The sequence below is a fragment of the Streptosporangium sp. NPDC000396 genome (genome assembly GCF_042898655.1).
In the GTDB taxonomy this organism is placed as follows: Bacteria; Actinomycetota; Actinomycetes; order Streptosporangiales; family Streptosporangiaceae; genus Streptosporangium.
Window position 1 is genome coordinate 90,874 of record NZ_JBIAZA010000017.1, and the last position, 23,380, is coordinate 114,253.

13 protein-coding genes and 2 tRNA genes are annotated in these 23,380 nt (G+C 71.4%); 11 read left to right on the plus strand and 4 right to left on the minus strand.

Going from position 1 to position 23,380, the window contains the following annotated elements; genetic code table 11:
• Nucleotides 1–144: 144 nt before the first annotated feature.
• The 5 genes from ACFY2X_RS26700 to ACFY2X_RS26720 all read left to right on the plus strand — a co-directional run bounded on the left by ACFY2X_RS26700 (nucleotide 145) and on the right by ACFY2X_RS26720 (nucleotide 13,311).
• On the plus strand, nucleotides 145–1,020 hold the full coding sequence (locus ACFY2X_RS26700) for a DUF4132 domain-containing protein (protein WP_389942666.1): 876 nt from the start codon (nucleotides 145–147) through the stop codon (nucleotides 1,018–1,020).
• Complete coding sequence (locus tag ACFY2X_RS26705) at nucleotides 1,017–5,969, plus strand: DNA-binding protein (RefSeq protein WP_389942669.1); 4,953 nt, start codon at nucleotides 1,017–1,019, stop codon at nucleotides 5,967–5,969. Before ACFY2X_RS26700 ends, ACFY2X_RS26705 begins: the two co-directional genes overlap by 4 nt.
• A 378-nt stretch (nucleotides 5,970–6,347) precedes the next feature.
• Nucleotides 6,348–7,547 carry an AAA family ATPase gene (locus tag ACFY2X_RS26710; protein WP_389942672.1) on the plus strand — a complete coding sequence of 400 codons (1,200 nt, stop codon included), beginning with the start codon at nucleotides 6,348–6,350 and terminating at the stop codon, nucleotides 7,545–7,547.
• Nucleotides 7,544–11,224: a DUF5682 family protein gene (locus tag ACFY2X_RS26715; RefSeq protein WP_389942675.1), complete on the plus strand. Its 3,681-nt coding sequence runs from the start codon at nucleotides 7,544–7,546 to the stop codon at nucleotides 11,222–11,224. Before ACFY2X_RS26710 ends, ACFY2X_RS26715 begins: the two co-directional genes overlap by 4 nt.
• Entirely contained in the window at nucleotides 11,221–13,311 is a 2,091-nt protein-coding gene (locus tag ACFY2X_RS26720; protein ID WP_389942678.1) for a hypothetical protein, read from the plus strand. The genes ACFY2X_RS26715 and ACFY2X_RS26720 overlap by 4 nt, the downstream gene beginning before the upstream one ends.
• Nucleotides 13,312–13,472: 161 nt before the next feature.
• Here ACFY2X_RS26720 and ACFY2X_RS26725 read toward each other — a convergent pair whose 3' ends face one another.
• From ACFY2X_RS26725 to ACFY2X_RS26735, 3 genes are all read right to left on the minus strand, one after another.
• Nucleotides 13,473–14,261 carry a DUF72 domain-containing protein gene (locus ACFY2X_RS26725; protein ID WP_389942681.1) on the minus strand — a complete coding sequence of 263 codons (789 nt, stop codon included), beginning with the start codon at nucleotides 14,259–14,261 and terminating at the stop codon, nucleotides 13,473–13,475.
• A 197-nt stretch (nucleotides 14,262–14,458) separates the two neighbouring features.
• Nucleotides 14,459–15,001, minus strand: a complete 543-nt coding sequence (locus ACFY2X_RS26730) for a permease-like cell division protein FtsX (protein ID WP_389942684.1) — start codon at nucleotides 14,999–15,001, stop codon at nucleotides 14,459–14,461.
• A gap of 273 nt (nucleotides 15,002–15,274) precedes the next feature.
• Nucleotides 15,275–16,477, minus strand: a complete 1,203-nt coding sequence (locus ACFY2X_RS26735) for an alpha/beta hydrolase family esterase (RefSeq protein WP_389942687.1) — start codon at nucleotides 16,475–16,477, stop codon at nucleotides 15,275–15,277.
• 421 nt (nucleotides 16,478–16,898) lie between these two features.
• On the opposite strand from ACFY2X_RS26735, the gene ACFY2X_RS26740 reads away from it, so the two are divergent.
• From ACFY2X_RS26740 to ACFY2X_RS26760, 5 genes are all read left to right on the plus strand, one after another.
• Complete coding sequence (locus tag ACFY2X_RS26740) at nucleotides 16,899–17,756, plus strand: hypothetical protein (RefSeq protein WP_389942689.1); 858 nt, start codon at nucleotides 16,899–16,901, stop codon at nucleotides 17,754–17,756.
• 472 nt (nucleotides 17,757–18,228) lie between these two features.
• Nucleotides 18,229–18,300 (plus strand) — tRNA-Gly (locus tag ACFY2X_RS26745).
• Nucleotides 18,301–18,582: 282 nt separating this feature from the next.
• A tRNA-Leu gene (locus tag ACFY2X_RS26750) sits at nucleotides 18,583–18,658 on the plus strand.
• Between the two features lie 219 nt (nucleotides 18,659–18,877).
• Complete coding sequence (locus ACFY2X_RS26755) at nucleotides 18,878–19,579, plus strand: hypothetical protein (RefSeq protein WP_389942692.1); 702 nt, start codon at nucleotides 18,878–18,880, stop codon at nucleotides 19,577–19,579.
• A gap of 152 nt (nucleotides 19,580–19,731) precedes the next feature.
• A complete protein-coding gene (locus ACFY2X_RS26760) occupies nucleotides 19,732–20,583 on the plus strand; it encodes a slipin family protein (protein ID WP_389942694.1) in 852 nt (283 codons plus the stop codon).
• A gap of 47 nt (nucleotides 20,584–20,630) precedes the next feature.
• Here the strand turns inward: ACFY2X_RS26760 and ACFY2X_RS26765 are convergent, their stop codons facing one another.
• Nucleotides 20,631–22,355: a SulP family inorganic anion transporter gene (locus ACFY2X_RS26765; RefSeq protein ID WP_389942697.1), complete on the minus strand. Its 1,725-nt coding sequence runs from the start codon at nucleotides 22,353–22,355 to the stop codon at nucleotides 20,631–20,633.
• Nucleotides 22,356–22,672: 317 nt separating this feature from the next.
• On the opposite strand from ACFY2X_RS26765, the gene ACFY2X_RS26770 reads away from it, so the two are divergent.
• Nucleotides 22,673–23,344: a CBS domain-containing protein gene (locus ACFY2X_RS26770; protein ID WP_389942700.1), complete on the plus strand. Its 672-nt coding sequence runs from the start codon at nucleotides 22,673–22,675 to the stop codon at nucleotides 23,342–23,344.
• The last annotated feature ends 36 nt before the right edge of the window (nucleotides 23,345–23,380 follow it).

Below are 23,380 nucleotides of genomic sequence, written 5' to 3' on the forward strand. Positions count from 1 at the left end.
CGCCGGGTGCTCCACCGGCACGCGCCGAATCTTTTTCAGACGCCCGATACCCAATTGTCGGTCGGGGGCGTTAGCGTTCCGCGCATCACAGTCGCAGGTGCGGAAAACCCCTGCGAACGTTGACATTCCGTGCATGGCGAGAGGGTGGGATCGTTGGGCTGGCTGTCGGCGGGCGACGGATATGAGGTCGCCCTTGTGGAGGGCCGGGTGGCGGCGAGAGCCACCGCCGGCCGGGCGGCGGGACGGCAGTTGAAGTCGCTGCCGAAACAGGTGCGGGAACACCCCGAGGTGGAGCGGCTGCGCCGGTTCGCCGAGTGGCTCGACCGGCATGCGGCCGAATGTCTGGCACAGGTGGACACCTGGATGGTGTCGTCCCTCCCCGTCCCCACGGGGCTGCTGGCCCGGGTATGGCCGGACGAGGCGTGGCAGTCGGTCCTGCGCGACCTCGTGGTGGTCGGCGACGACCCGGACGACGCGGGTTTCCTTCGGGACGCCACCGGCTCCGGCGAGCTGCGGGTGGTGAACCTGGACGGCGAGACCGTCAGGCTCTCCCCGGAGACGGTGACCCTGGCGCACCCCGTGCTGCTGCCCGACCTGAAAGAGCTGCGGGAGTTCGCCGCGGAGCTGGGCGTGGTCCAGCGCGTCGAGCAGATCCACCGGGCGACCTGGATCAAACCGGACGACCTCGCGGAGAACTCCGCCGAGGTGACGGAGTTCGCCGGAGGGAAGTTCGGCTCCCGGTTCGGCCTCGCGGCCCGGGCGAGCTCCCTCGGCTACCGGGTGTCGGGAGGCTACGCCACCTGCACGGTGCGCGATGCCGGGCGGACCGCCGAGGCGTCGGTGTGGATCGGGGAGCCCTACTGGGACGGCGACAGCGAGACGGGCAACCTGACCTGGCATGACCAGGCGGGCAGGCTGCTGCCGCTGCGCGAGGTCGGCCCGGTGGCCTGGTCGGAGGGGATGCGGATGGCCGCGGCGCTGTACGCCGGGCGGACGATCGAGGAAGGAAAGGACGCGTGAGCGGCGCCATGTCGTCAGCGGAGGCCGGGGTTCAGGAGCTCCTTGAGGCCGGGGCGGTGCTTCCGCCGGGCACGGAGGGAGGCGGCGAACGGGCGGTGCCGCTGACCGCGCGCACCTATCGGCACTCGGGGCTGGACGGCCGGGTGGTGGTGCGCCTGGTCGCCGAGGAGCTGGGCGAGGCGGAGGACGCGGCGGCGGGCTTCCTGGGACTGGCGCCGGCCGATGATCCGGCCGTGGTCGGCCTGGGCCTGCGGCGCTCGCTCGGTTTCCCGGAGTGGGTGCTGGTCCACCACCCGCAGGACGGCCACCACGCGCTCGCCGTGGTGCCGGAGCTGGAGCGGGCGGCCCGGCAGGCGAAGTCCAAGCCGAAGGCCGCCCTGGACGCCTACCAGCAAATGGCCGGGCAGCTGGCCGCGGCCGTCCCGCACTTCCTGCCGACGTTCTTCGAGCAGGCGGGGCGGGTGTTCCTCGGGGTGGACAACACCACCTACGCCGCGCAGATGTTCACCCGGGCACGCAAGGCCGAGGCCGAGCACGGGCTGGCGGTGGACGAGGAGCGGCTGGACGCGGTGTTCCTGGAGTTCGCGCTCGCCGGCGCGCTGCCGGTGAAGGCACTGTCCGGATACGCCAAGGAGCTGACCGCCCGGGTGCGGCCCGACGAGGCCCTGCGCAGGTTCACGCGGCTGTGCCTGCGGCGCACCGCGGCGGGCCTGTCACCGTCGGCGCAGATGGCCGGCGACCTGCGCCGTCTGGCCAAGGCGGCAGGTCACGACGCGGACGCCGAGGAGCAGGCCTACCTGGCCGAGCTGCTCGGCCTGCCGGCCACTCTCGTGGCCCCGCTGGGCTGGTGGAAGGCGCACCGCCCGGCCCTGGTGGCCCTGGCCAGGCGGGAGCCCGCGGCCCGCGGGACGTTACTGAACGTGATACCCCGCAGCGGCGACGACGAGATGCCGGCCTTCTGGCTGGAGATGCTGGAGGAGTCGGGCGCCACCGCGGGCCTGGGCGACGGTGAGGTCTCCGAGCACGAACGCCCCGCCGACGGCACGGCCGGCTGGCTTGAGCGCTTCCTGAAGATCTGGTCTCCCGGCTGGAGGGGAGAGCCGCGGCTTCCAGGCCTGTACGCGCTGGTGGAGCGCGTGGCCGGGCGGCTGCGCGCCGAACTCGCCGCGGCGGGCGGGGCCGTGGCGGCCAACTCGGACGCCGACCTGCTCGACCTGCTGCTGTCCCTGGACATTCCGGTCGCCGATCCCGGCGAGAACATGTCGCTGCGGCTGGAGCCGTGGGCGCGGGGGGAGGGCCAGCGCGACCTTCTCGCCCTGGCCGCCGACACCCGCTTCCGGCCCGCGTTCCACGAGGCCGCCGACAGGTTCAGCAACGACGATGACGGCAGGCTGGCCGTACGCCGCCTGGCGGCCTCCCCCGGCGGCCGGCCGATGCTGGCCGAGTGGATGAAGACGGTCGCGCGGCGCTCGTTCGCCGCCGGCCTGCCGCAGCTGCCCGACGCCCTCAGGCGGCTGACCTGGCTGCCCGGCGAGGGGCTGGTCCTCGCCGAGGAGGAGGTCGCCGAGGCCGCGCGGGCCGACCTCGCCGCCGAGCTGGCCCGGACGCTGCGCGGCGGGCTCATCGACGAGCTGGGCTGGCCGGCCTGGGAGGAGGCCGTCGCCGCCCTCGTCCGGCTGGAGAACCTCCACAACATCGAAGTCTCCGACGCGTGGCCCCACCTGATCGTCTCGGGCCCGTCCCAGGCCAGGGTCATCGGCCTCGAAGGCACCGTGCTCACCCACGACCTGCGTAAACCGCCGAATGACCTCGTCTACGGCGACCCCGACTTCCACTACGTCGACGGCGAGCTGCTCGTCTACTGGGACACCTACGGCGACCGGCTGCACGGCTACTGGCACTCCTCCGCCGGGGCGGCCGGGCCGCTGGAGGGGCAGGACAACAGGTGGGCGCTGGGCGCCGACACGATCACCCTGCCGCTGCCCGGCGGCGGGCGGACCACGGGCCGTGGCGTGCTGCACCCGGGAGACACGACCGTGCCCGGCAGGGCTCAGGTGATCAGCGACGGGACCTCGTTCTGGACGTGGGTCAGGGACGGGGACGACCAGGGCTGGCGCGAGTACGACCCGATCGGCATGGCGTACGGCAGGCCGAGCATGCCCGGCTTCCTCGCCGACGCGCTGCGTTCGGCCCCGGCGGGCAGCACCTACCGCAGCGGCTGGCTGCTGCCCGTCCCCTCGGACGAGATCACCCCGGCCGGCGTCCCGGTGGGAGGCCTGATCGGCTGGCGGGTGGTCGAGCTGCCCGACGGATCGCTGCGCGGTGAGGACCTCGCCGGGCGCACGGTCACCCTGCACGGCCTCGGCGCGCCGGCGCGCGCCGTGACGTTCCCCGGGGACGACCGGCCGCGCGCCCTCACCAAGGACTGGCGCGAGGTCAAGCTGGTCGACCCGGAGGGGGTCGTCATCGCGACGGCCGCCCTGGAGAGGGCACCCGGGATGTTCGCCGCGGGCACCGCGATGCTGCCGCCGTTGCGTTACTGGAGGTGCATGCGGCCCCGTGACCCGGAGGGCTCCCTGGCCCTGCGCCGGATCGACCGGGAGACGGCGTCCGCCCTGCTGAAGGCGGCGGCCCCGGCGGAGCCGACGCGGTCCGGGCAGCAGCCGCCGAAGACCGCTCAGGAGAGGCAGGACGAGCTGCACGCGCTGATCCGCGCGCTGCTGCCGCAGGTCACACATGACGCGCTGATCGCCGGAATCGCCGGGGTGGCGCGGTTCGCCGCAGCCCAGCAGGCCACCCTGGACGCCGTGGCGGCCCGGCTCGCCGACGCCCTCGCCGGCGGCAAGGAGGAGCAGGAGCCGGCCGGGCCTTCCGACACGCTGCTCTTCCAGGCGCTCAACGGCCTCGGCGTCCCCACCTACGGGTGGTACGACAAGGCGCCCGCGGCGTTCGGGCAGATGAAGCTGATCGGCCAGACGCTGCGGGCCGCCGCCGAATCCGATGTCGCCGAATCCGATGCCGCAGAACCCGCCGCCGGTCGGGCGATCCGCCTTCACCTCGACGGGCCGCAGCTTCCCTACACCTCGCTGACGTGGCAGCCGCTGCTCGACCGGTCCGCGGCCGTCGCCTACCGGGTGGCGTCGGCGGTCTGTGATCCGAAACACGCGAACGCACTGCACGAGCTGCTCTCCGAGATCGACGCGCTCGGCCTCGCCTCGGCGGCGGAACCTGTCCGGTGGCGCCGCTTCACGCTGCACCTCGACGACACCTGGCTCAACGACGCCGCGGGAGAGAGACGGAGCGGCGCACTGCTCGGCGTGCTCCCGCTGGCCGGAGGAGCGTTCATCGCCTGCCACAACACCGCCCCGTGGACGAGCGGCCAGGGCTTCACGGCGCTCTTCCACGACCCGGCGGGCCGGTTCGAGGTCCCCCATCCCTACTCCACGCACTCCTCGGAGCCGGTGGGCGAGGCCCGGGAGGAGGGCTGGCTCGGGGAGTTCCTCGCGGAGCACGCCGAACGCGGTCCGGCGCCCTGGCGGCCCGAGGCGGCCGAGGAGTTCGCGCGGCTCACCGGGGTGACCGAGACGATGGCCCGGCTGGTCGTCGCTGGCCTGCCGTACGTGGACACCTACGAGCGCACCTTCCTGCCGCGTGACGCGCGGACCCTGCTCGGCCTGAAGGCGCCCGACGCCGCCGTCGCCAAGGCCGAGCTGCGCGAGCTGGACGCCGACGTCCGGCGGGAGGTCGTCGCCGCGCTGCTGCCCGCCCGGCCCGCCGCGCTGTGGACGGACGGCCCGGACGTCGCCGCCGCCGCGCGGGTATGGAACGCCAGGGTGGGCCGGCGAGCCGCCGTCCCCGAGTGGATGGTGGCGGAGGCGACCCGTGCGGTGCGGACGGACTGGGAGCCGAGCCGGGCGCTGCCCGCCCTGCTCGACCCGGCCGCGGCGCCGGAGCTGAGCACGGATCTGCGCTGGAGGGTGCATCGCGACCGCGTCTCCCCCGAAGAGGAGAGTGCCACCGGGTTCACGGGGTCCACGCTGACCAGCGTCGTCGCCCTGACCGCCTGGCTCGCCCACCGGCTGCCCGCCGGTGACTCCATGCGGGCCGCCCTGCCCGCGGTGCTGGCCGCGGTCCGAGCCCGGCTGGAGAACCCCGACCTCATGCTCGACCTGGGCCGCTACGTCAGCCTGCCTGACTTCCGCAAGGTCGCCGGAGCCCCCACTGAGACAGGCGAGGGCTGGGAACGCTACGGCGCCGTGATCATGGCCACTCACGACAACCAGCCGGCGCCGGGCATCCGCACGGCCCTGCTGGACGCCGCGGGGAACGACCCCTACCTTCCCGCCCTGCGGGCGCTGGCCGACGACTCCGGAGGGATGTTCCCGGGAGAACTGGCGTTGCGCACGGCCCGTGACCCGCGATTCGAGGCGCTCCTCACCGGCCCCGGCGACCCCGCGGCGGGGGAGCGCGCGCCCGACGGCACCTGGTGGCCGCAGGACCCCGGTCGCTCCGTGCCGGAACTGGTCTCCCAGGCGGCGCGGGAGTACGGCCTCGGCCAGGACGCCGCCACGCTCTACCTGACCCTGCTCGCGATGCCGGATCCCACCGACAAGAACGTCGCCCGGTGGACCGGCTGGAAACCCGCCCGGCTCAAGGCGGCCCGCGCCGAGCTGGCCGCCACCGACCTGGTGGTCGAGGCCACCCGCACCCGGGCCGGCCGCTCGCTCTTCCTGCCGTGCGCCTGGGTGGACCTCGGAGCCCCGCACGTCCCGGTCGAACAGTGGAAGATCCCCCTGTTCGACCTGGTCGACGGCCAGAGCGCGCAGCTGGGGGTGGTCGCCCCCGTCGAACCCGTCGCCGATCTCTACACCAAGGCGTGGCAGCGGGTCCGCGACGGTGACACCCCCCGCTTCGAGGAACTCCGGGTACGGCGCGGCAAGCGCCGCTAGAGGACGTCCGGTGGATCTTCACCCCCGCCGCGGGCGCCGTCCGGGCGACGGCGGCGGGCGGGAAGGTCCCCGGAACACACCCTGACACGGACTCTTCGAAAAGCAGGTGCGGCGCCGGCCCGGCCGCCCGCCGCGCCTGCTCACCTCCCGCAGGCTTCCCGCCGATCCCTTTCCGAGGGTGTCCACCGGCTTCAGCGCCGCCTCGAGGCCTGAAACGGTCCGGCAGGCGGTAGGCACGCCTCCGGTTCGCATGTCCAGGCTCGTCTCGGACGGGACCGGGCGCGGTCCGGCAGGACAGCAGATACGACCCCGGTTCGCATGCCCGGGTCCGTCTCGGACGGGCCCTGGTGCGGGCCCGACAGATCAGAGGACTTTTCCATGACCATGACAGAACAGGCGGCGGCCATCCCCGCTCCTCCGGCTCCCGCGAACCGGCAGGCGCTGCCGGCCGAGGAACGGTATGCCACCGAGCTCGCCTTTCTCGCCGCCCACGACGACGGCCCTCGCCCGCCCGGCTGGGCCCTGACTCCCCGGGCGGTGGTCACGTTCGTCTGCGGCAGCGGTGGCGAGACCCTGGAACTGCCCAAGACCCGGCGGGCGACGACCGGCGACGGCCCCGAACTGCCCGCCCGCCTCGTGGTGGCCCCCAAGTTCGTCGGGGAGCGCGCCCTGGTGGAACGCTGTGTGGTCACCCTCGCAGGTGAACGCGGCCTGCTGCTGGTCGGCGAGCCCGGCACCGCCAAGTCGATGCTCTCCGAACTGCTCGCCGCCGCCGTCTGCGGCACGAGCGCGCTCACCGTGCAGGGCACCGCCGGCACCACCGAGGACGCCTTCCGCTACGGCTGGAACTACGCTCTGCTGCTCGCTCAGGGACCGAGCCGCCAAGCGCTGGTCGATTCCCCGGTGCTGACCGCCATGCGCGCCGGGCGTGTCGCCCGGGTCGAGGAGATCACCCGCTGCCTGCCCGAGGTGCAGGACGCCCTGGTGTCGATCCTGTCCGATCGGCGTGTCAGCGTTCCCGAACTCGCCGGCACCGCCGACGCCCTGGTGGCGGCCGCTCCCGGCTTCACCGTGATCGCCACGGCCAACCTGCGTGACCGGGGAGTCTCGGAGATGTCGGCGGCGCTCAAACGCCGGTTCAACTTCGAAACCGTCCACCCCATCGCCGACCCCGACGCCGAGACCACCCTGGTACGCAACCAGGCCACCGCCGTGGTGCAGCGGGCCGGTGCCGCCTTCGGCGTGGACGACGCCGTGCTGGACGCGCTGGTCACCGTCTTCCGCGACCTGCGCTCCGGCCGCTCGGCCGAGGGCTGGGACGTGGAGCGGCCGGGAACGGTGATGTCCACCGCCGAAGCGGTGCAGGTCGCCGCCTCTCTCGGGGTGGCGGCGGCCTACCTGCCCGGCGGGGACGTCCTCGACCTGATGCCCGGGCACCTGCTCGGCGTGGTCCGCAAGGACGACCCGGCCGACCACGCGCGGCTCCTCGGCTACTGGGACGGACCGGTGCGACGCCGCGCCGAGGACGGCTCCGCGATGTGGCGCCGGCTCTGGGACCTGCGGGAGAACCTGCGTTGACGAACGATCGGGAAACAGGCGTTCCGCTCGTGGCCACCCAGAACGCGCACGCCCAGGATGCGAGTGCCGCTCTCGGTGATCCTCGGGAGGCGGTGAACGCCCTCGCCGGCTCCGCGCAGCCGTACCTGCTCGGCGTGCGTCACCACAGCCCCGCGCTGGCGGCGGTCGTCCCGGCTCTGCTGGACGAGGCCGGAGCGGAGGTCGTCTGCGTCGAGCTGCCCGCCGACTTCCAGCCGTGGCTGGCCCACCTGGCTGATCCGGCCACCCTCGCGCCGGTCGCCCTCGCCGGGACGGGTGAGGACGGCAGGCTCGGGTTCTATCCCTTCGCGGACTTCTCACCCGAGCTGGCCGCCATCCGCTGGGCGCGGGAACGCGGGGTCGAGGTGCTCTGCTGCGACCTTCCCCTGTCCGCCCCGGCCTGGTCGGAGAACGGCCTGGCGCGCCCCCACCAGTCCCCAGCGGAGTCGTCTCCGTCTCCGGTCGGCGCGGCGATCCCCACCAGAGGGAACGCCTTCGCCGACGCACTCGCCGCTTCCTGCACGGGCCGGGACGGGGACGACATGTGGGATCGTGCCGTCGAAGTACTCGCTCCAGGGTGCTCGCCCGAGGCGGTACGGCGTGCGGCACTGGGCGTGGGCTGGGCGCTGCGCCGGGACGCGGAAGCCTCTGGCGGCGTGCCGCCCAGGGACCTGGCCCGCGAGGCGCACATGCGCGAGGTGCTGGCCGGAGCCGCCGCCGGTGGCCGGAGGACGGCCGCGGTGGTCGGCGCCTTCCACGCTCCCGCGCTGGTCGATCCACCGGCATGCGGCAACGGCGCTTCCGTCCCGTCCGGCGAAGGCGCCCCTCCGTCCGCCACTTCGCTTGTTCCCTACGCCTTCGACCTGCTCGACTCCCGGTCCGGATATCCGTCGGGCATCCGCGATCCGCGCTGGCAGCAAGCGGTCTTCACGGCCGGTGGCGACCCCGGGAAGATCAGGGACGCCGCCGCCCGGGCGATCACCGACCTGTGCCGGGAGCTGCGTGGCGCCGGGCACACCGCCGGCACAGGGGAGGCGGCGGAGACGCTGCGGCTCGCCTGCGATCTGGCCCGATTGCGGGGGCTGCCCGCGCCGGGACGCGGCGAGCTGCTGGAAGCGGTGACGACCGTGCTCGGCCAGGGCGAGCCGCTGGGGCGAGGCCGGGCACTCGCCCGAGCCCTGGAGACGGTTCTCGTCGGCGCCGATCGCGGCAGGACGGTGCCCGGGACTCCCCGTTCCGGGCTCGGCCCCGCGGTCGAGGCCGAACTCGCGGAGTTGCGGCTGCCCTGCCCGGAGAGTCCCGACCCCCGTGAGGTGCGGCTCGACCCGCTCCGCTCCGACCTGGACCGCAAGCGCGAGATCCTGCTGCAACGCCTGCTGGTGTGCGGTGTCGGGTACGGCCAGCGGATCGAGGTGACCGGAACGGGCGACGCGACCGCGCTCACCACCCGGTGGCAGCTGTCGTGGACCCCTTCCGTCCCCGCCCTGCTCGACCTGGCGGGAACCCGCGGTGTCACCGCGGCTCTGGCCGCCGCCGGGACGCTGCGCGAGACCTTCCGCCGCGAGTCCGCAGAAGGCGGTCCCACCTGCGAGCTGATCCTCGCGAGCCTGCGCGCCGCGGCCGTCTGCGACCTTCCCGACCTGGTCGCCGACCGCCTCGCGGACGCCACCGCCGTACTCCCCGCCACCGCGGGGCTCTCCGACCTCCTCCAGGCTCTCGACCTGCTGGAGGCGCTGCGCCGGGAGCACCTTCCCGGCACCACGGGCGAAAGCCGGGAACAGGCCGCAGAGTTGGCCGGCACCCTGCTGGAGGCGGCCGTCCGCGGGTTGCCCGGCCTGACCGGCAGCGACCGGCCGGAGGACGCCGCCGCCCTGATCGCGCTCGTCACCCGGGCGAGTGAACACCGGCTGGGCCTGCGCATGGACGACGCGCTGGGCACTCTCGCGCACACCGGCTCTCCGCTCATGCAGGGAGCCGCGCTGGCGGCCCGGGTCCTGCTCGACCTGGACACGCCCCACACCCTCGGTGCCCGTGCCGCCGGATGGGTCGACACCGCCGTCGGCCCGGACGGGCGTCACCGTCTCTCCCGCCTCCTCACCGGCCTGCTCGCCGCCGCGGGCCCGCTTCTGCAGTCGGCCACGGCGGCTCTCGACCCGCTGCTGGACCGCATCGACGGCCTCACCGACCAGGGCTTCCTGGAGCGGCTTCCGGCGCTGCGCGGTGGTTTCGACACGCTCGCCCCGGCGGGACGCGACCGGCTGCTGCGGGCCGTGACCGATCGCCTCGGAGACCGGCTCGACCTGGCGCTGAGCGCCCCGCCCGGGCTCCTGGCACTCTGGACCGCCGCGGACGTCGCCGGTCTGGCCGCCCTGAACGCCCTGCGGCTTCCCGTGCCCGAGCTTCTCCCCGTGTCGTCCGAACCCGTGTCATCCGAACCGCCCCAGATGTCAGGGCCGGATCTCCAGACCTCGCGGGAGGAGAAGGAAGGGGAGCAAACGGAGAAGGAAGGGGAGCAGGCGGGGGAGCGGGCCGCTCCCCGTCGGCTCTCTCCGGCGGACCGGTGGCGCCTGCTGCTCGGCAGGGAGACCGAACGGCTTCCCTCCGGTGCCCGGCGCTACGCGCACGCCCTGGACGAACTCTACGGGGCGGGACGGGGAGAGGGGGCCACCGACTTCGGGCAGGCGCCGTGCGACCGCGGTGGTCAGGGACCCTCCTTCCCCACCGCCCGCGAGTGGTCGCAGGAGCTCGACGCCCTGTTCGGAGCCGAGGTGTGCGAGGAGGTACTGGCCCGGGCGGCCGACGCCGGGCGGACCGACGTGCTCACCGTGATCGACCCGGATGCGGTGCGCCCATCGGTCGAGCTGCTGACCTCGGTTCTCTCCCTGGCGGGAGGGCTACCGGAGCAGCAGCTCTCCCGGCTGCGGCCGCTGGTCCGCCGCCTGGTCGACGAGCTCGCCCGCGAGCTCGCCACCCGGCTGCGTCCCGCACTGACCGGACTGGCGACGCCGCGCCCGACCCGCCGCCCCGGCGGCCGGCTCAACCTGCCCGCCACCCTTCGGGCCAATCTGGCGCACACGCGCCGGACCGATGACGGCAGGATCCTCGTCGTCCCGGAGCGGCCGATCTTCAACACGCGGGTCCGCAATGAGGCCGACTGGCGACTGATCTTCGTGGTCGACGTGTCCGGCTCGATGGAGGCCTCGGTGATCTGGTCCGCGTTGACCGCGGCGGTCCTGGGAGGCGTGCCCACGCTCTCCACTCACTTCCTCGCCTTCTCCACCCGTGTGATCGACCTGACGGACCAGGTCGCCGACCCGTTGTCCCTGCTGCTCGACGTGCAGGTCGGCGGCGGTACCCACATCGCCGCGGGACTCGCCCACGCGCGCTCTCTGGTCACCGTGCCGAGCCGCACGCTCGTCGTGGTGGTCAGCGACTTCGAGGAGGGCTACCCGCTCGGAGGACTGCTCGGAGAGGTCCGCTCACTGGTCTCCTCCGGCGTACACCTGCTGGGCTGTGCCGCCCTCGACGACACCGGAGCCCCCCGCTACTCGGTGCCCGTCGCCGAGCAACTCGTCGCGGCCGGCATGCCCGTCGCCGCACTCAGCCCGCTCGCCCTCGCCCGCTGGGTGGGCGACCGCCTCCGAGGAGAAGCCCGTTGAATCTCCCCGCCTCCGCCGTTTCCCCCGCCGTGCAGTTACCGCCGGTGGAGCCGCACGTGGCCGCCGCGGCCGTGGAGGACCTCACACCCCGGCTGCGCAAGAAGCTGGACGCGGCCGTCGAGCGCTGCGCCGGGTTACCCGTCACCGTCGAAGGGCAGACGGTCTCCGTCAGCTGGGGCGAGGACGCGGCGGTCACCCTCACGCCGGGACCGTCGGGCGCGGTCGCCGACCCCGGCGCGGCACGGTGCAGCTGCCTGCTGGCACCACGCTGCCTGCACCGCGCGGCCGTTCTCAGCGCCTGCCCGGTCGCGGACACGGACGCGGGCACCGGCACCGATACCGACACGGTCCCGGAAGCGGGCACCGTCGCCGCGGCCGAGCCCGCCGCGGCGACCCCAGCGACGGATGCGGGTCCCACGTCCGGTCAGGTGGCCGCGGCCGGGCCCGTCGTTCAGGCCGAGCCCGCCGACGCGACCCCCGCGGCGAGTCCTGGTCCCACATCCGGTCAGGTGGCCGCCGCGGCCGAGCTGTGGGGTGCCGCGGCGGCCGTGCTCGCGGGCGGAGTGCCCGGTGCCGGAGCGGTGCCGCAGGCGGAGCTGCTCCGCGCGGCTCATACCGCCAGGCTGGCAGGTCTGCCCAAAGCCGAGGCCGCAGCCCTGCGTGTCGTCCGGGGACTGCGGGCCGCCCGCGCGCGTCATGACAGCCACCGCCTCGCCGATCTGGTCTCCGCGCTGTGCGAGCTCCTGCTGATCTCGGGCAGGCTCACGGAGGGCGACCCCGATCCGGCCCTGGTCGGCACGACCCGCCGCACCTACCGGCCGGGCGAAGGATTGCGGGTGTACGGGGTCTGCCGGGAGCCGGTGATCAGCGCCACCGGCTACGGCGGGGTGGTCACCCACCTCATCACGGACGACGGCCGCTGGTTCTCCGTCGCCGACGTCAAACCCGGGGGACCGGCCCGTGCCCGCGGCGCAGGCACCGCCACGGTCACGCTCGGCGCGGCGGCCCTGAGCCATGCCCAGCTGGCTCGCCGGGGATTGTTGATCTCCGGTACGACGATCTCACCCGACGGACGTCTGGGGAGCGGCAAGGGCGTGCGAGCCAACCCCGTCGCCGGCCTGCCCTGGTCGGAGGGGCCGCTGGCCGCCCTGTTCGCCCGGCCGCTCGCCGAGGTGGCCGACGAGAGGTTCTCGGGAAACGCCTGGAGCGATTCGCAGGCCGTGGAGGCGGTGGGAGAGCCGGTCGGATGTGACCTGGTGATCGTCGGTGCCGAAGGAGACCGGGTGCTCGCCCGGGAACTGCGGGGTTCCGGCGATTCCGGGAGAGGCGATGGCTCCGGGAGCGTCGATGGTTCCGGGGAGGCTGGCGGTTCCGGTGGTTCCGGGAGAGACGATGGTTCCGGGGAAGCAGGCGGTTCCGGGGAAGCCGAAGTTCCGGCTGAGGCGGCGATGGTGGGGCCACAGGGGCCGCTGATCCGGCTCGCACCGGCCAACTCCCACCCCGATCTGGCCCATGTCGCCAACCTGCGGCAGCTCGCGTCCCGCCCCGGCCTGCGGGTGCGGGTGATCGGCCGGTTGGATCCCGACCGGGCGGCCACCCTGCGCCCGCTCGCGGTCGGGCCGGTCCCAGGCGCCGAGCTCACGCTTCGCCTGCCGCCCGAGTGGCTGGATCGTGCCGACCTCGGCTATGACCGCCTGCAGGGTTCCCACCTCCCGCCGCGCGAGGCGTGCTCGCCGTGGGAGGAAAGGGCCGACGCGGACCCCCTGGCGGGCTCGCCCCTCTGGCGGGTGCGACGCTTGGTCGAGCTGGCCGTGTCCGGCGGACGGCGGGCGGTCGCCGAGTCCGCGCGTAGCGGCGACTGCCAGGCCCAGCGGGCTCCGCTTCGCCGTGCCGGGTTCGAGACGGCCGCCGAGCTGGTCGCCGCGCTCACCGCGGAGGCCGACCGCCGTGCCCGTGACGTGTTCGGGCGTCTGGCGGACTCCGACGGTGACCGGTACGCCTGGGTGTGGCTCGCCGCCGCCGTCCACCTCCGGGCCACCGAGCGGGCGCTGGTCCGGGCGTCCTGGCATGGCGATCACATCACCTGAGATCGCAGGACTTGGGGTCACGTGATGACGTACCGGTGGAGGCGGATCGGCTCACCCGCCCGGTGACGGCTGGCCCGGGGCCGCGCCCGTCGCGGCCGCCGGGTCTCAGCGTCGTCGCCGGCCGCGATCGCGATTTCGCGGCCGGGCACGGGATCGGGCGACTACCGCCGAGTGCCCGCCGCCCCTGGACGCGCCGGGATCCCGGCGGGCGTACGGCTCACGGGCCACCCCTCGGCATGTGCGAGTTCCGCGTACCGGGTGGCGTTCCGCACCGCGGCGCCCCCGTGATCGTTGTTGAAGTACACATGGACGTCACAGCGGTCGTCCCACGCCTCGCCCAGGCGGCGCAACCAGGAACGAAGCGCGTCGTCGCCATACGAGGGCCGGGGATCGGCGAGGCCCTCGTGGAAGCGCAGGTAACCCCATCCGGCGGTCCGCCACAGGGGCGTCTGCGGGCGGCCGAGCCGATCGGCCCAGCACAGGGCCGCGCCGTACTCCGACAGCACCTCGCGGACAGGGTCGCTCCACCAGGACGCGTGCCGCGGCTCGACGGCGACGCGCACGCGGGCGGGGAAGCGGCGCAGGCATCTGGCGAGCAGCTCAGGATCAGCCTTCAGCGTCGGTGGAAGCTGCAGGAGGACCGGCCCGAGCTTGGCGCCCAGGCCGCCGGCCGCCGCCAGCAGGCGCTCGACGGGCTCCTCCGGATCCCTCAGCCGTTTGACGTGGGTGAGAAAACGGCTCGCCTTGATCGCCATGGTGAACGTGCTCGGTGTGCGGACCTTCCAGTTTTCGAACGTCTCGCGCGCCGGCAACCGGTAGAAGGTGTTGTTGTTCTCGACCGTCTCGAACTGCTCGCCGTACTGCTCCAGCCACAGTCGCTGCGGCAGGCCGGGTGGATACAGCACCCCGCGCCAGTCGGCGTACTGCCAGCCGGATGTTCCCACCAGCATCATGACGATTCAGTCCCGTCGGTTCGGTTTCGCCGGTTTGGTTTCGCCGGGTTTCGGCTCCGCACGAGCAGACCTGCCCAGCGCCGCGGGCACCACACCGGCCGGAACCGTCAGGGGAGCCGGCAGGACTCACGGCCGGGCGTTCTCGCCCGGCCGGGGACCGTCGTCCTGCGCAGGAGGGCGGGAAACGTGAAGGTCTATTTCGGGGATGCGCAGTTCTTGTTCGCGAAGGCTATCCCCGGAATCTTCTTGATCTCCTCGGCAACGGCCTCGCACCCTTCCGGGTCCGTGGTCTCGATGGTGAAGACGGTGGGAAAGTCGTCACGTGACAACTTCGGCATCGGATAGGTCGGGGCGATGGTCGCGCGAAAATTGTTCAAACTCTCCTCCGGGCTGGTGACCCACACCCGGGAAACCTGAGGGAACGATTGGATCTGGGTTGCGATACGGGCCAGATCCGTTGCGGTCGCCTTGTCGTGGCACGACAGGCTGAGGTCGCCGTCCACGCAGGCGTTGGCTATGACCTGCAGGGGAAGGGCCGCCTTCGAAGCCTCGGGTTTGCCGGGCCTGTCCAGCGGGTCGTAGCGATCAAGGTGTGCTACGTAGGCGGCGTAAACCGTTGCGACACCTACAATAACTGCCCCAACTGGTGCAAATATGCCTCTTTTTATTGTATTGCGGCTTTCGGGTGGCGAAGATCCTTGTTGTGGCGAGGAGGTCCCGTTCTCGCCATCGGTCATCGTCGGTCCTCTGAGTCAGGGCGGACTTGTCGCGACAGGTGCCTGGATCAATGCGCTACCTGGATGCCGGGTAGCGTATCGGACAAATCTCGAAGTTGTCCCGACCTTTCGCGGCTCATGTTGTGACTTGAGGGAGACCTCCGCGATGACGACATGCTCCGTATAAATTCCACTTTGTCGTAATTCGAATATTTTTCATGCGGCCGAGCCGCTGATCGGAGTCGCGGCGAAGGCCGTCCCGCGCCTGGCGCGGGTCTTCGCCCCGCGAGGCTTCTAACATTGGCCGTCGGCCAGGACCCAGTGGTTCGAGCCGGTCTGCTTGAGCGTGTGGGTGATGAAGGTGGTCCACAGACCCAGGGCGTCGCCGGATCCGTTGGCGTAGGCGTAGCCGCCGGACTGATGGGCCCGTCCCGCGGTGGTGTGCGCGTAGTTGCTCGCCGACACGCAGGTCTGGGGTGAGGTCGGGGTCGGTGTGGGGCTCGGAGTCGGCTGGACTTCGTCGTTCAGGCCGAAGAACCGGGCGTCGTAGTAGGCCGAGCAGATGGTGTCCAGGAAATACGGCGCCGTGGTGCCGCACTGGTCGGAGGCGCTGCCCGGGTCGACCGGCAGGCCGTGTCCCATTCCGGTGATCTCGTACAGGCGCACGTCGTCGTCGCCGTACACCTTCAGCGAGGTGCCGCCGGGGAGAGTCCGCGTGGAGGTGGGAGTCTGCGGGACTCCCCGCACGTTCGTCCACTGGTCCCGCAACTGCCCGGCGTTGGGCGGGATGACCGTGCCGTCGGACAGGCCCTGCCAGATGGCGACACGCGGGTACGGTCCCGAGTATCCGGGGTGGGCGTCGCGCACCAGGTCACCCCACTGCTGCGGGGTTTTGCCGACGGCGTTGTACTGGCAGACGGACGCCTGGGTCCGGTTGCCGGCGCAGCGGTATGCCAGCCCGGCCGCGACCGAGCCGGCGGCGAAGACGTCCGGATAGGCGGCGAGCATGACCGCGGACATGGCGCCACCCGCCGACAGCCCGCTGACGTAGACGCGCGCGGGGTCGGCCCCATAGGTGGCGATCGCGTAGCCGACCATGGAGCGGATCGAGGCCGCCTCGCCCTGGCCACGAGTGGTGTCGCCGGTCTCGAACCAGTTGAAGCAGCTTGCGGCGTTGTTGGCGCCGCTGGTCTGCGCCACGACAAGGGTGAAGCCCCACTGGTCGGCATACTTGCGCCATCCCGAATCGGCGAAGTAGGCGCCGGCGTTCTGTGTGCAGCCGTGCAGCAGCACCACGAGCGGGCGGCCACCGGCCAGCCCGTCGGGCCGGTAGCTGTACATGAAGAGGTCGCCGGGATTGCTGCCGAACGAGTCGACCGGGATCAGGGACGCCGCCCGCGCGGGAGCTGTCAGCGTGGTCGCGCCGAGCAGCCCGATCATCGCGAGCAGGAGGGCCTGGACGGTTCGTGACAGCCGCGCTGGAGGGGATACGGCCATGGTGTGCTCCTCTGTGACCTGGATCACTTGCCCTTGCCAGCGCACGTTAGGACCGGCGTAACGCGCCTGACATGTTCACAAGACACACTCTTCGGCTCCGGGTTGTGGACCTCTGCTGTTTCTTTGTTTCTTGAGCCCTTTTCCGGCCCGCCCCGGTGCGCACCTCTGATGACCTGCGTCAGCAGGTTGATAAATCCTCAAAAAAGCCGCCGTGCATCGATTTTCGGCGAACCGGCAATGCTTTCATGCCGTTAATAACTCCCCGGCCCGCAGGTCCGAATTTCGAGCGAGACAAAAAGTGGCCGGCGATATTGTAAGTCCGGCCATGGCGGCACACACTCGGTGGCAAAGGAGGCCTGCCCCAGATTTTGGAGCCACAATGGAACCAGCCGTAACCGGAATTCACGGGCGTAGAAAATCGATGCTCAGGCGCCTCGCGGCCGCCGCCGTCGGGGTGCTCGCCGTGGCATTCCTCTGCGTGCCGCCCGCCGCCGCCCTCGCGCTGCCCACACCGAAGGATCTGACCGCCTTCCTCGACCTCGAATGCTTCAAGACCAGCCCGTACCAGCCGCCGGCCACCACGCTCACGCTGCGGCACATCAACCCCGTGCTCAGCACCCTGCCGATCGAGACCGTCACCCTCGGCCAGCGTGAGCAACTGTGCGTCCCGGTCGCCAAGAACACCCAGGTGCCGCCGTCGCCCGCGCTCGACTTCATCAAGTACATCGACCTGTCCTGCTACAGGATCTCCGGCGCCACGGTGAACGCGGGCCTCGTGCTCAGCCACCTCAACCCGCTGTTCCAGAACCTGCCGCGCACGCAGATCTCCATGAACAGCCCGCAGCAGCTGTGCGTGCCGGTCATCAAGAACAACGTGGTCCCGCCCCCCGAGGTGCTGTCGCTCGTCAGCCATGTCGACCTCAAGTGCTACGGCATCACCCCCAACAACCCGCTGAACCAGCAGCTGTCTCTGCGCCAGCTCAACCCCGTCCTGACCCCGATGATCCCCACGCACGGCGCGCAGGTTCTCTACGCCCGCCAGCTGTGCGTCCCGGTGCAGAAGGCCGGCGACACCATCCCGAGCGCAGTGTTCAACATCGTCCGGTGGATCGACCTGGAGAAGTTCGACCTCGTCACCCCGGCCCTGCCCACGGTCTCGCTGACCCTGCGGCACATCAACCCCGTCCTCGCCGGTCTTCCTGTGGAGCAGGCCGTCCTCACCGGCGCCAGCCAGCTGGCCCTGCCGGTCGCCAAGAACGGCAACTTCCCCCCGGGCTGACCCCTGAGCCGGAGCCCTTCCACCGGCACGGGTGGAAGGGCTCCGCCGTGTTGGAAAAGCCTTCTTGAAATGACGGGAACGGTAAAACGTGTCGTCCGACCGACGGGCCGGTTAAATGCGTGGCGTCCGATGGGGGCCGGGGCTACCGTAGACGGTGATCAGGGCGGAACGACAACGGCGATCCGCCGCCGAAACGACCTGTCGACTAAGGATTTCCATGAACCATGAGGCCATGACGGCACTGCGGTGGCGGCGCCACCGGCGATCCGCGCCGGTCGGCGGTGACCTCACCCCTGGGCAGGCAGATGGGTAACCCCGTCAGGGATATCACCAGGCCGCCCCGGGAAGTCACTCGCAGGCGGCTTCTTCAATTTAACGGGTCACATATGACGGGCCGGTGGGAGAATAAACGCTCTTCAGATCGATCAAATGTGAATCTCCCGCTCGGATCGTTTGAGCCGGAGAAAATCACGCCGCAGAAGCCGAACCGGTAAGGCGGCTGGCTTCCACCCAGCAGGACGGGGTTCGAGTCCCCGCTGCGGCTCTGCCCTGTGAGAAGAGGGCCATGGGACCGGGACTCGGCGAGGGGAGTGGCGACCCCCGCCAGGTCAGCGGACCCACGCGCGTCCGGTACGGCTCACGCCAACCGGGCCGGACGCCAGAAGGAACGCGGCTCAGCGTAAGAGCGCCCGGTCGGGGCCGGGGGCTCGCGGGCTGAGCCATGTTCCGGGAACAGGACCGCACACGGCCCCGCCATGGTCGAAGAGCGGTTTCCGAGTCTCGTTGCCAGCTTTGCGCCGTACGGCCGCGCGCGCCGTACGGCCCAGCCGCCCTAGCCCAATTTGGCAGGAGGCGCCGTGTTCAGGTCACGGACAGTCAGGGTTCGAATCCCTGGGGCGGCACATAGCCGGTGAATCGTTCGCGTCCCTGCTTCCGGCCGGACGAGCCGTCGCGGGCGCACACGACTCGCGCACCATGGGGATCCCTTCATGGCCGGGGACGGAACCGCGACGGGTCTGTGGCCGGGGTGACCGATGGTGCCCGAAGGCCGTGAAATTCAGGACTTTTGACCCTAGAAGTGCTGTTGCGGCCGGCGAAGCCTCGACATTGGGGGGATTGAAGTGAAAGAAAATCATGAGATCCCATGGGGTGGACTGGCAGGCATCGGCGCGCTGGTGTTCGCGATCATCGGACGGCTCGTGATGGGAGACGCGCCGAAGGTCGCGCAATCCACGGCGGCGATCGCGGCGTATCTGTCCCAGCATCGAACCCAGGTCCTGGCCGGTTCCCTGCTCTACGCCATCGCGGTGGCGCTGTTCCTGTGGTTCGGCGTCACGCTGGCCACTGTCTTCCGGCGTGCGGACAGCACCGGTGTCGCGCCCGCGCTGGTGTTCGCGGGATACATTCTCGTCTCCGCCATCGGGTTCGTCGGCATAGCCGTGTTCGCCGGGATGACCTATGCGATGACCATGCACAGGGCTCTTCTGGCGATCGCCGCCGGCCCCTACACGGCCTTGACGGTGATGGGCGCGATCGCGGGAATCGCCGTCGCCGTGCCCTTCGGGGCCGCGGCCGTGGTCATCATGCGTACGCGTGTGTTCCCGGCGTGGATGGCCTGGCTCGCCGCGCTCGTCGCCGTGATCAGGGTGCTGGCCGCTTTCGCGGTGGGAAGCACGGGCGGCGCGCTGGCGCCCGACGGCGCGCTGGTGAGATCTGTGCCCGGCCTCCTGGCAGGGTTGTGGATCTTGTTGGCGAGCTGGCTGCTCATCCGTGAGCACCTGCCGGTCGCGACGACGGGAACGAGGCCCGTCACGGGCCACTGACGCTCGCCGGCCGGTGGGCATTCGCGGGGCGCCCCAGGGCGGGACGGGTGCGCGGCTGGGATCCGGCCGCAGGGGCGCCGAAGGGAGTGGACATGTTGATGAACATCCTCTACGGGCTGTACGGGATCGCCGGGATCCTCATCGCCTGGATCGTGCTCGGCGGAGCCCGCGTCGTCAATCAGGTCGAGCGCGGCATCGTCTTCCGTTTCGGCAGGGCGCAGACCCTTCCGCGCAGGCCGGGGCTTGCGATCCTCATCCCGATCGTCGACCGGATGAGAAAGATCAACATTCAGATCGTCACGATGCCGATTCCCGCTCAGGAGGGCATCACCCGCGACAACGTCTCGGTCAAGGTGGACGCGGTCGTCTACTTCCGCGTCGTGGACCCCATGAGGGCGGCCATCGAGGTGGAGGACTACCTGTTCGCCGTCGGCCAGGTGGCTCAGACGTCACTGCGCTCGATCATCGGGAAGAGCGAGCTGGACGATCTGCTCTGCAACCGTGAGCGGCTTCACGAGGGACTGGAGTTGATGATCGACAGTCCGGCCCTCGGGTGGGGCATCCACATCGATCGCGTGGAGATCAAGGACGTGCAGTTCCCCGAGACCATGAAGCGTTCGATGTCACGCCAGGCCGAGGCCGAGCGCGAGCGCCGCGCCCGTGTGATCACAGCGGATGGCGAGTTCCAGGCGGCCCGGAAGCTTGCCGAAGCCTCGGCCATCATGAACGACACGCCGGGTGCCATGCAGCTGCGCCTGCTGCAGACCGTCGTGGAGGTCGCGGCGGAAAGGAACTCCACTCTGGTGATGCCGTTCCCGGTCGAGATGTTGCGCTTCTTCGATCGGATGGCGGGTGCTCTGCCGCAGCCCGCCACGCCCGAGAGCCTGCGGAACCTTCTCACGCCTCGCACGAGCCCGGATCAAACAGATCAAACAGCTCAGGCGGGCCAAGTGAGTCCAGCGGGTCAAGCGGGTCAGTTGGGCGCTTCGCCAAGCGATAAGTGATCACGCAGCCGGTGCCGGGCCGGCCCGCGTCCGGCCTCGGCACGGCCTCATGCCGGTGCGGCCCCCGGAGGCGGGGGGTGCTGCTGCCGCCACTGCTCGTAGGCGGCGACGGCGGTGGGAAGGGTGGGGAAGATGTGCTCCTCGCCGATAGAGGCGGTCAGGCCGAACGCGTCCAGGAAAACCATGAGGTCCTGTTTGACCCGGGCGAGAGCGAAGACGATGCCCCGGCGTTCCAGCTCGCGTCGCAGCGCTTCGAGCGCCTCCAGGGCGGTGATGTCGACCTCGACGTTGGCCTCGGTGTTCAGGACGAACCAGGCCACCTGGTCGCGGTTCTGGTCGACGGAGGCCAGGGCGCGGCGGCGGAAGTTCTCGGCGTTGGCGAAGAACAGCGGCGAGTCGTAGCGGTAGACGACCAGCCCCGGGACCGTATGGGCCTGAGGGTAGTCGTCGACGTCGTGCATTCCGGCCAGGCCGGGCACCAGCCCCAGGACCGCGTCGTGCGGCCTGGCCACCCTGGCCAGCATCTCGGCGACGGACAGGGCGACCGCGGCCAGCACGCCGTACAGGATGTCGAAGGCGAGCACTCCGGCGAGCGCGCCGAGCGCGAGGAGGAACTCGCTGCGCCTGAACGCCGCGAGGCGGCGGAACGCGGGGACGTCGATCAGCCGGATGGCGGCGTAGACCACGATGGCGCCCAGGGCGGCGGCCGGAAAATGCGCCAGCAGCGGTCCCACGAAGAGCAGAACCATGGTCACTGACGCCAGCGCGACGAGGGAGTACAGCTGGGTGTGGCTGCCGGCGGCGTCGCCGAGCGCGGCGCGGCTGCCGCTGCTGCTGACCGGGAAGCCCCGGGTGAGGCCCGTGCCGATGTTGGCCGCGCCGAGGGCGAGCAGCTCCTGGTTGGCGTCGATCTCGTAATCGTGCCGGGCGGCGAAGGCGCGGGCGGTGAGGATGTTGTCGGTGTAGCCCACGAGCAGCAGGCCGACGGCCGGCAGCAGGAGAGAGCGAAGGTCACCGGCGTCCGGCAGCGACGGCGTGGGAAGCCCGGAGGGGACCGCGCCCACCACCCGGATGCCATACCGCTCAAGCCCGAACGCCGCCACGACCGCGGTTCCCAGCAGTACGGCCAGCAGCGGGGCGGGCACCCTGGGAAGGAACCGTTGCATGACGAACAGGAACACGAGCATCACACCGGCGAGCAGCAGCGTCCCGGCGTGGACGTGGTCCAGGGCGCTCAGGAAGGAGATCAGCTCCGGGAAGAAGCTCTCCCCGCTCATCGGCACGCCGGTGAGCTTGCCCAGCTGCCCCACGATCATGATCAGGGCCACCCCGGCCATGTAGCCGACCAGGATCGGTTTGGACAGCAGGTCGGCGACGAATCCGAGTCTCATCGCCCAGCAGGCCAGGCACAGCAGCCCGACGATGACCGCCAGTGCGGCCGCCAGCCGCGCGTATCGGGCCGGATCGCCGGCCGCGAGCGGCCCCACGACGACGGCGGTCATCAGCGCGGTCGTCGACTCGGGGCCGACCGACAGGTGCAGAGAGGACCCGAGCAGCGTGTAGAGCGCCAGGGGCGCCAGTATCGCCCACAGCCCCGTCACCGGTGGCAGTCCCGCGACGGTGGCATAGGCCATGACCTGGGGTATCAGGTAGGCCGACACGGTGACCCCGGCAAGCAGGTCACCACGCAGCCAGCCGCGCTCGTAACGGGCCAGGACGGCGGCCCCGGGCAGCAGGCGCCAGGGGAGACGGTCCACCCGAGGCTTTGCCATGATCACCTCTCTACCCCGTGTCGCGTTCGCGGGAGGCGCTCAGGCCCCACCGTGTGTGATTGTGGCAGGCCGTCGTCAAGAGGACTCCGGTGCGTACCCGCGAGGGACCGGCCGGCCCTTTCGCCTCCCGGTGGTGAGGAACGGGCCTCCCCGGCCGGGGTGCGTGCCGGAATGGGGGCGGAAGTCCCTCACGCGGAGGACCTTCGGCGCTGATCGGACCGGTCCCGTTCACAGATCCTCATAGATGAGGGCGTTCACGGATCCTCGCGGAGGAGCAGATGAGAGGGCAGATGAGAGGTGAGAGGAAGGAGGTCGTCATGGGGATGAAGGTGAACGAGGTCATGAACCAGGTGGCGATCGCGGTTCGGCCCGACGTGACGTTCGCCGATCTTGTCGAGGTGATGCGGCGTTTCCAGGTGGGCGCGGTGACCGTGATCGACGGTGACAGGCGCCCGGTGGGAGTGGTCTCGGAGGACGACCTGCTGCTGAAGGAGACCGCCTCGCATGGGCACGGTGACGGCTTCCTCGGGGGCCGCAGACGGCGCGAGGAGCGCCGGAAGGCCACGGGAGGCACGGCCGGGGAGATCATGAGCAGCCCCGCCATCACGGTGACGATGGAAACGCCCGTCCGGGACGCGGCCCAGCTGATGCACAGGAACCGGATCAAGCAACTGCCCGTGGTCGACCCGGTGACCGGAAAGATCACGGGTACCGTCCACCAGAGCGACCTGCTCAAGATCTTCCGGCGTCCGGCCGAGGACATCCGCCGGGAGATCGCCGAGACCTTGGAGCGGCTCCACGTCGACTCCACGAAACTGACCGTCGGCGTCGAGACGGGCGTCGTCACGCTGATGGGCCAGGTCCCCAGGCGCTCGCAGATCGTTCAGGCCGTCGCGGCGGTTCACGGCGTCGACGGGGTCCTGGAGGTGAAGGACGACCTCACCTTCGGGGTCGACGACATGACCGTGCTCCCGTCGCTCTATCTCTGACTGCCGAGTTCTCCGGCCGCCGAGCTCTCTGACGGC

Coding starts and splice junctions, on each gene's coding strand:
- ACFY2X_RS26710 (WP_389942672.1), top strand. CDS start 6,348: ATGACCATGACAGAACAGGCGGCGGCCATCCCCGCTCCTCCGGCTCCC.
- ACFY2X_RS26725 (WP_389942681.1), bottom strand. CDS start 14,261: ATGCTGGTGGGAACATCCGGCTGGCAGTACGCCGACTGGCGCGGGGTG.
- ACFY2X_RS26730 (WP_389942684.1), bottom strand. CDS start 15,001: ATGACCGATGGCGAGAACGGGACCTCCTCGCCACAACAAGGATCTTCG.
- ACFY2X_RS26735 (WP_389942687.1), bottom strand. CDS start 16,477: ATGGCCGTATCCCCTCCAGCGCGGCTGTCACGAACCGTCCAGGCCCTC.
- ACFY2X_RS26740 (WP_389942689.1), top strand. CDS start 16,899: ATGCTCAGGCGCCTCGCGGCCGCCGCCGTCGGGGTGCTCGCCGTGGCA.
- ACFY2X_RS26765 (WP_389942697.1), bottom strand. CDS start 22,355: ATGGCAAAGCCTCGGGTGGACCGTCTCCCCTGGCGCCTGCTGCCCGGG.
- ACFY2X_RS26770 (WP_389942700.1), top strand. CDS start 22,673: ATGGGGATGAAGGTGAACGAGGTCATGAACCAGGTGGCGATCGCGGTT.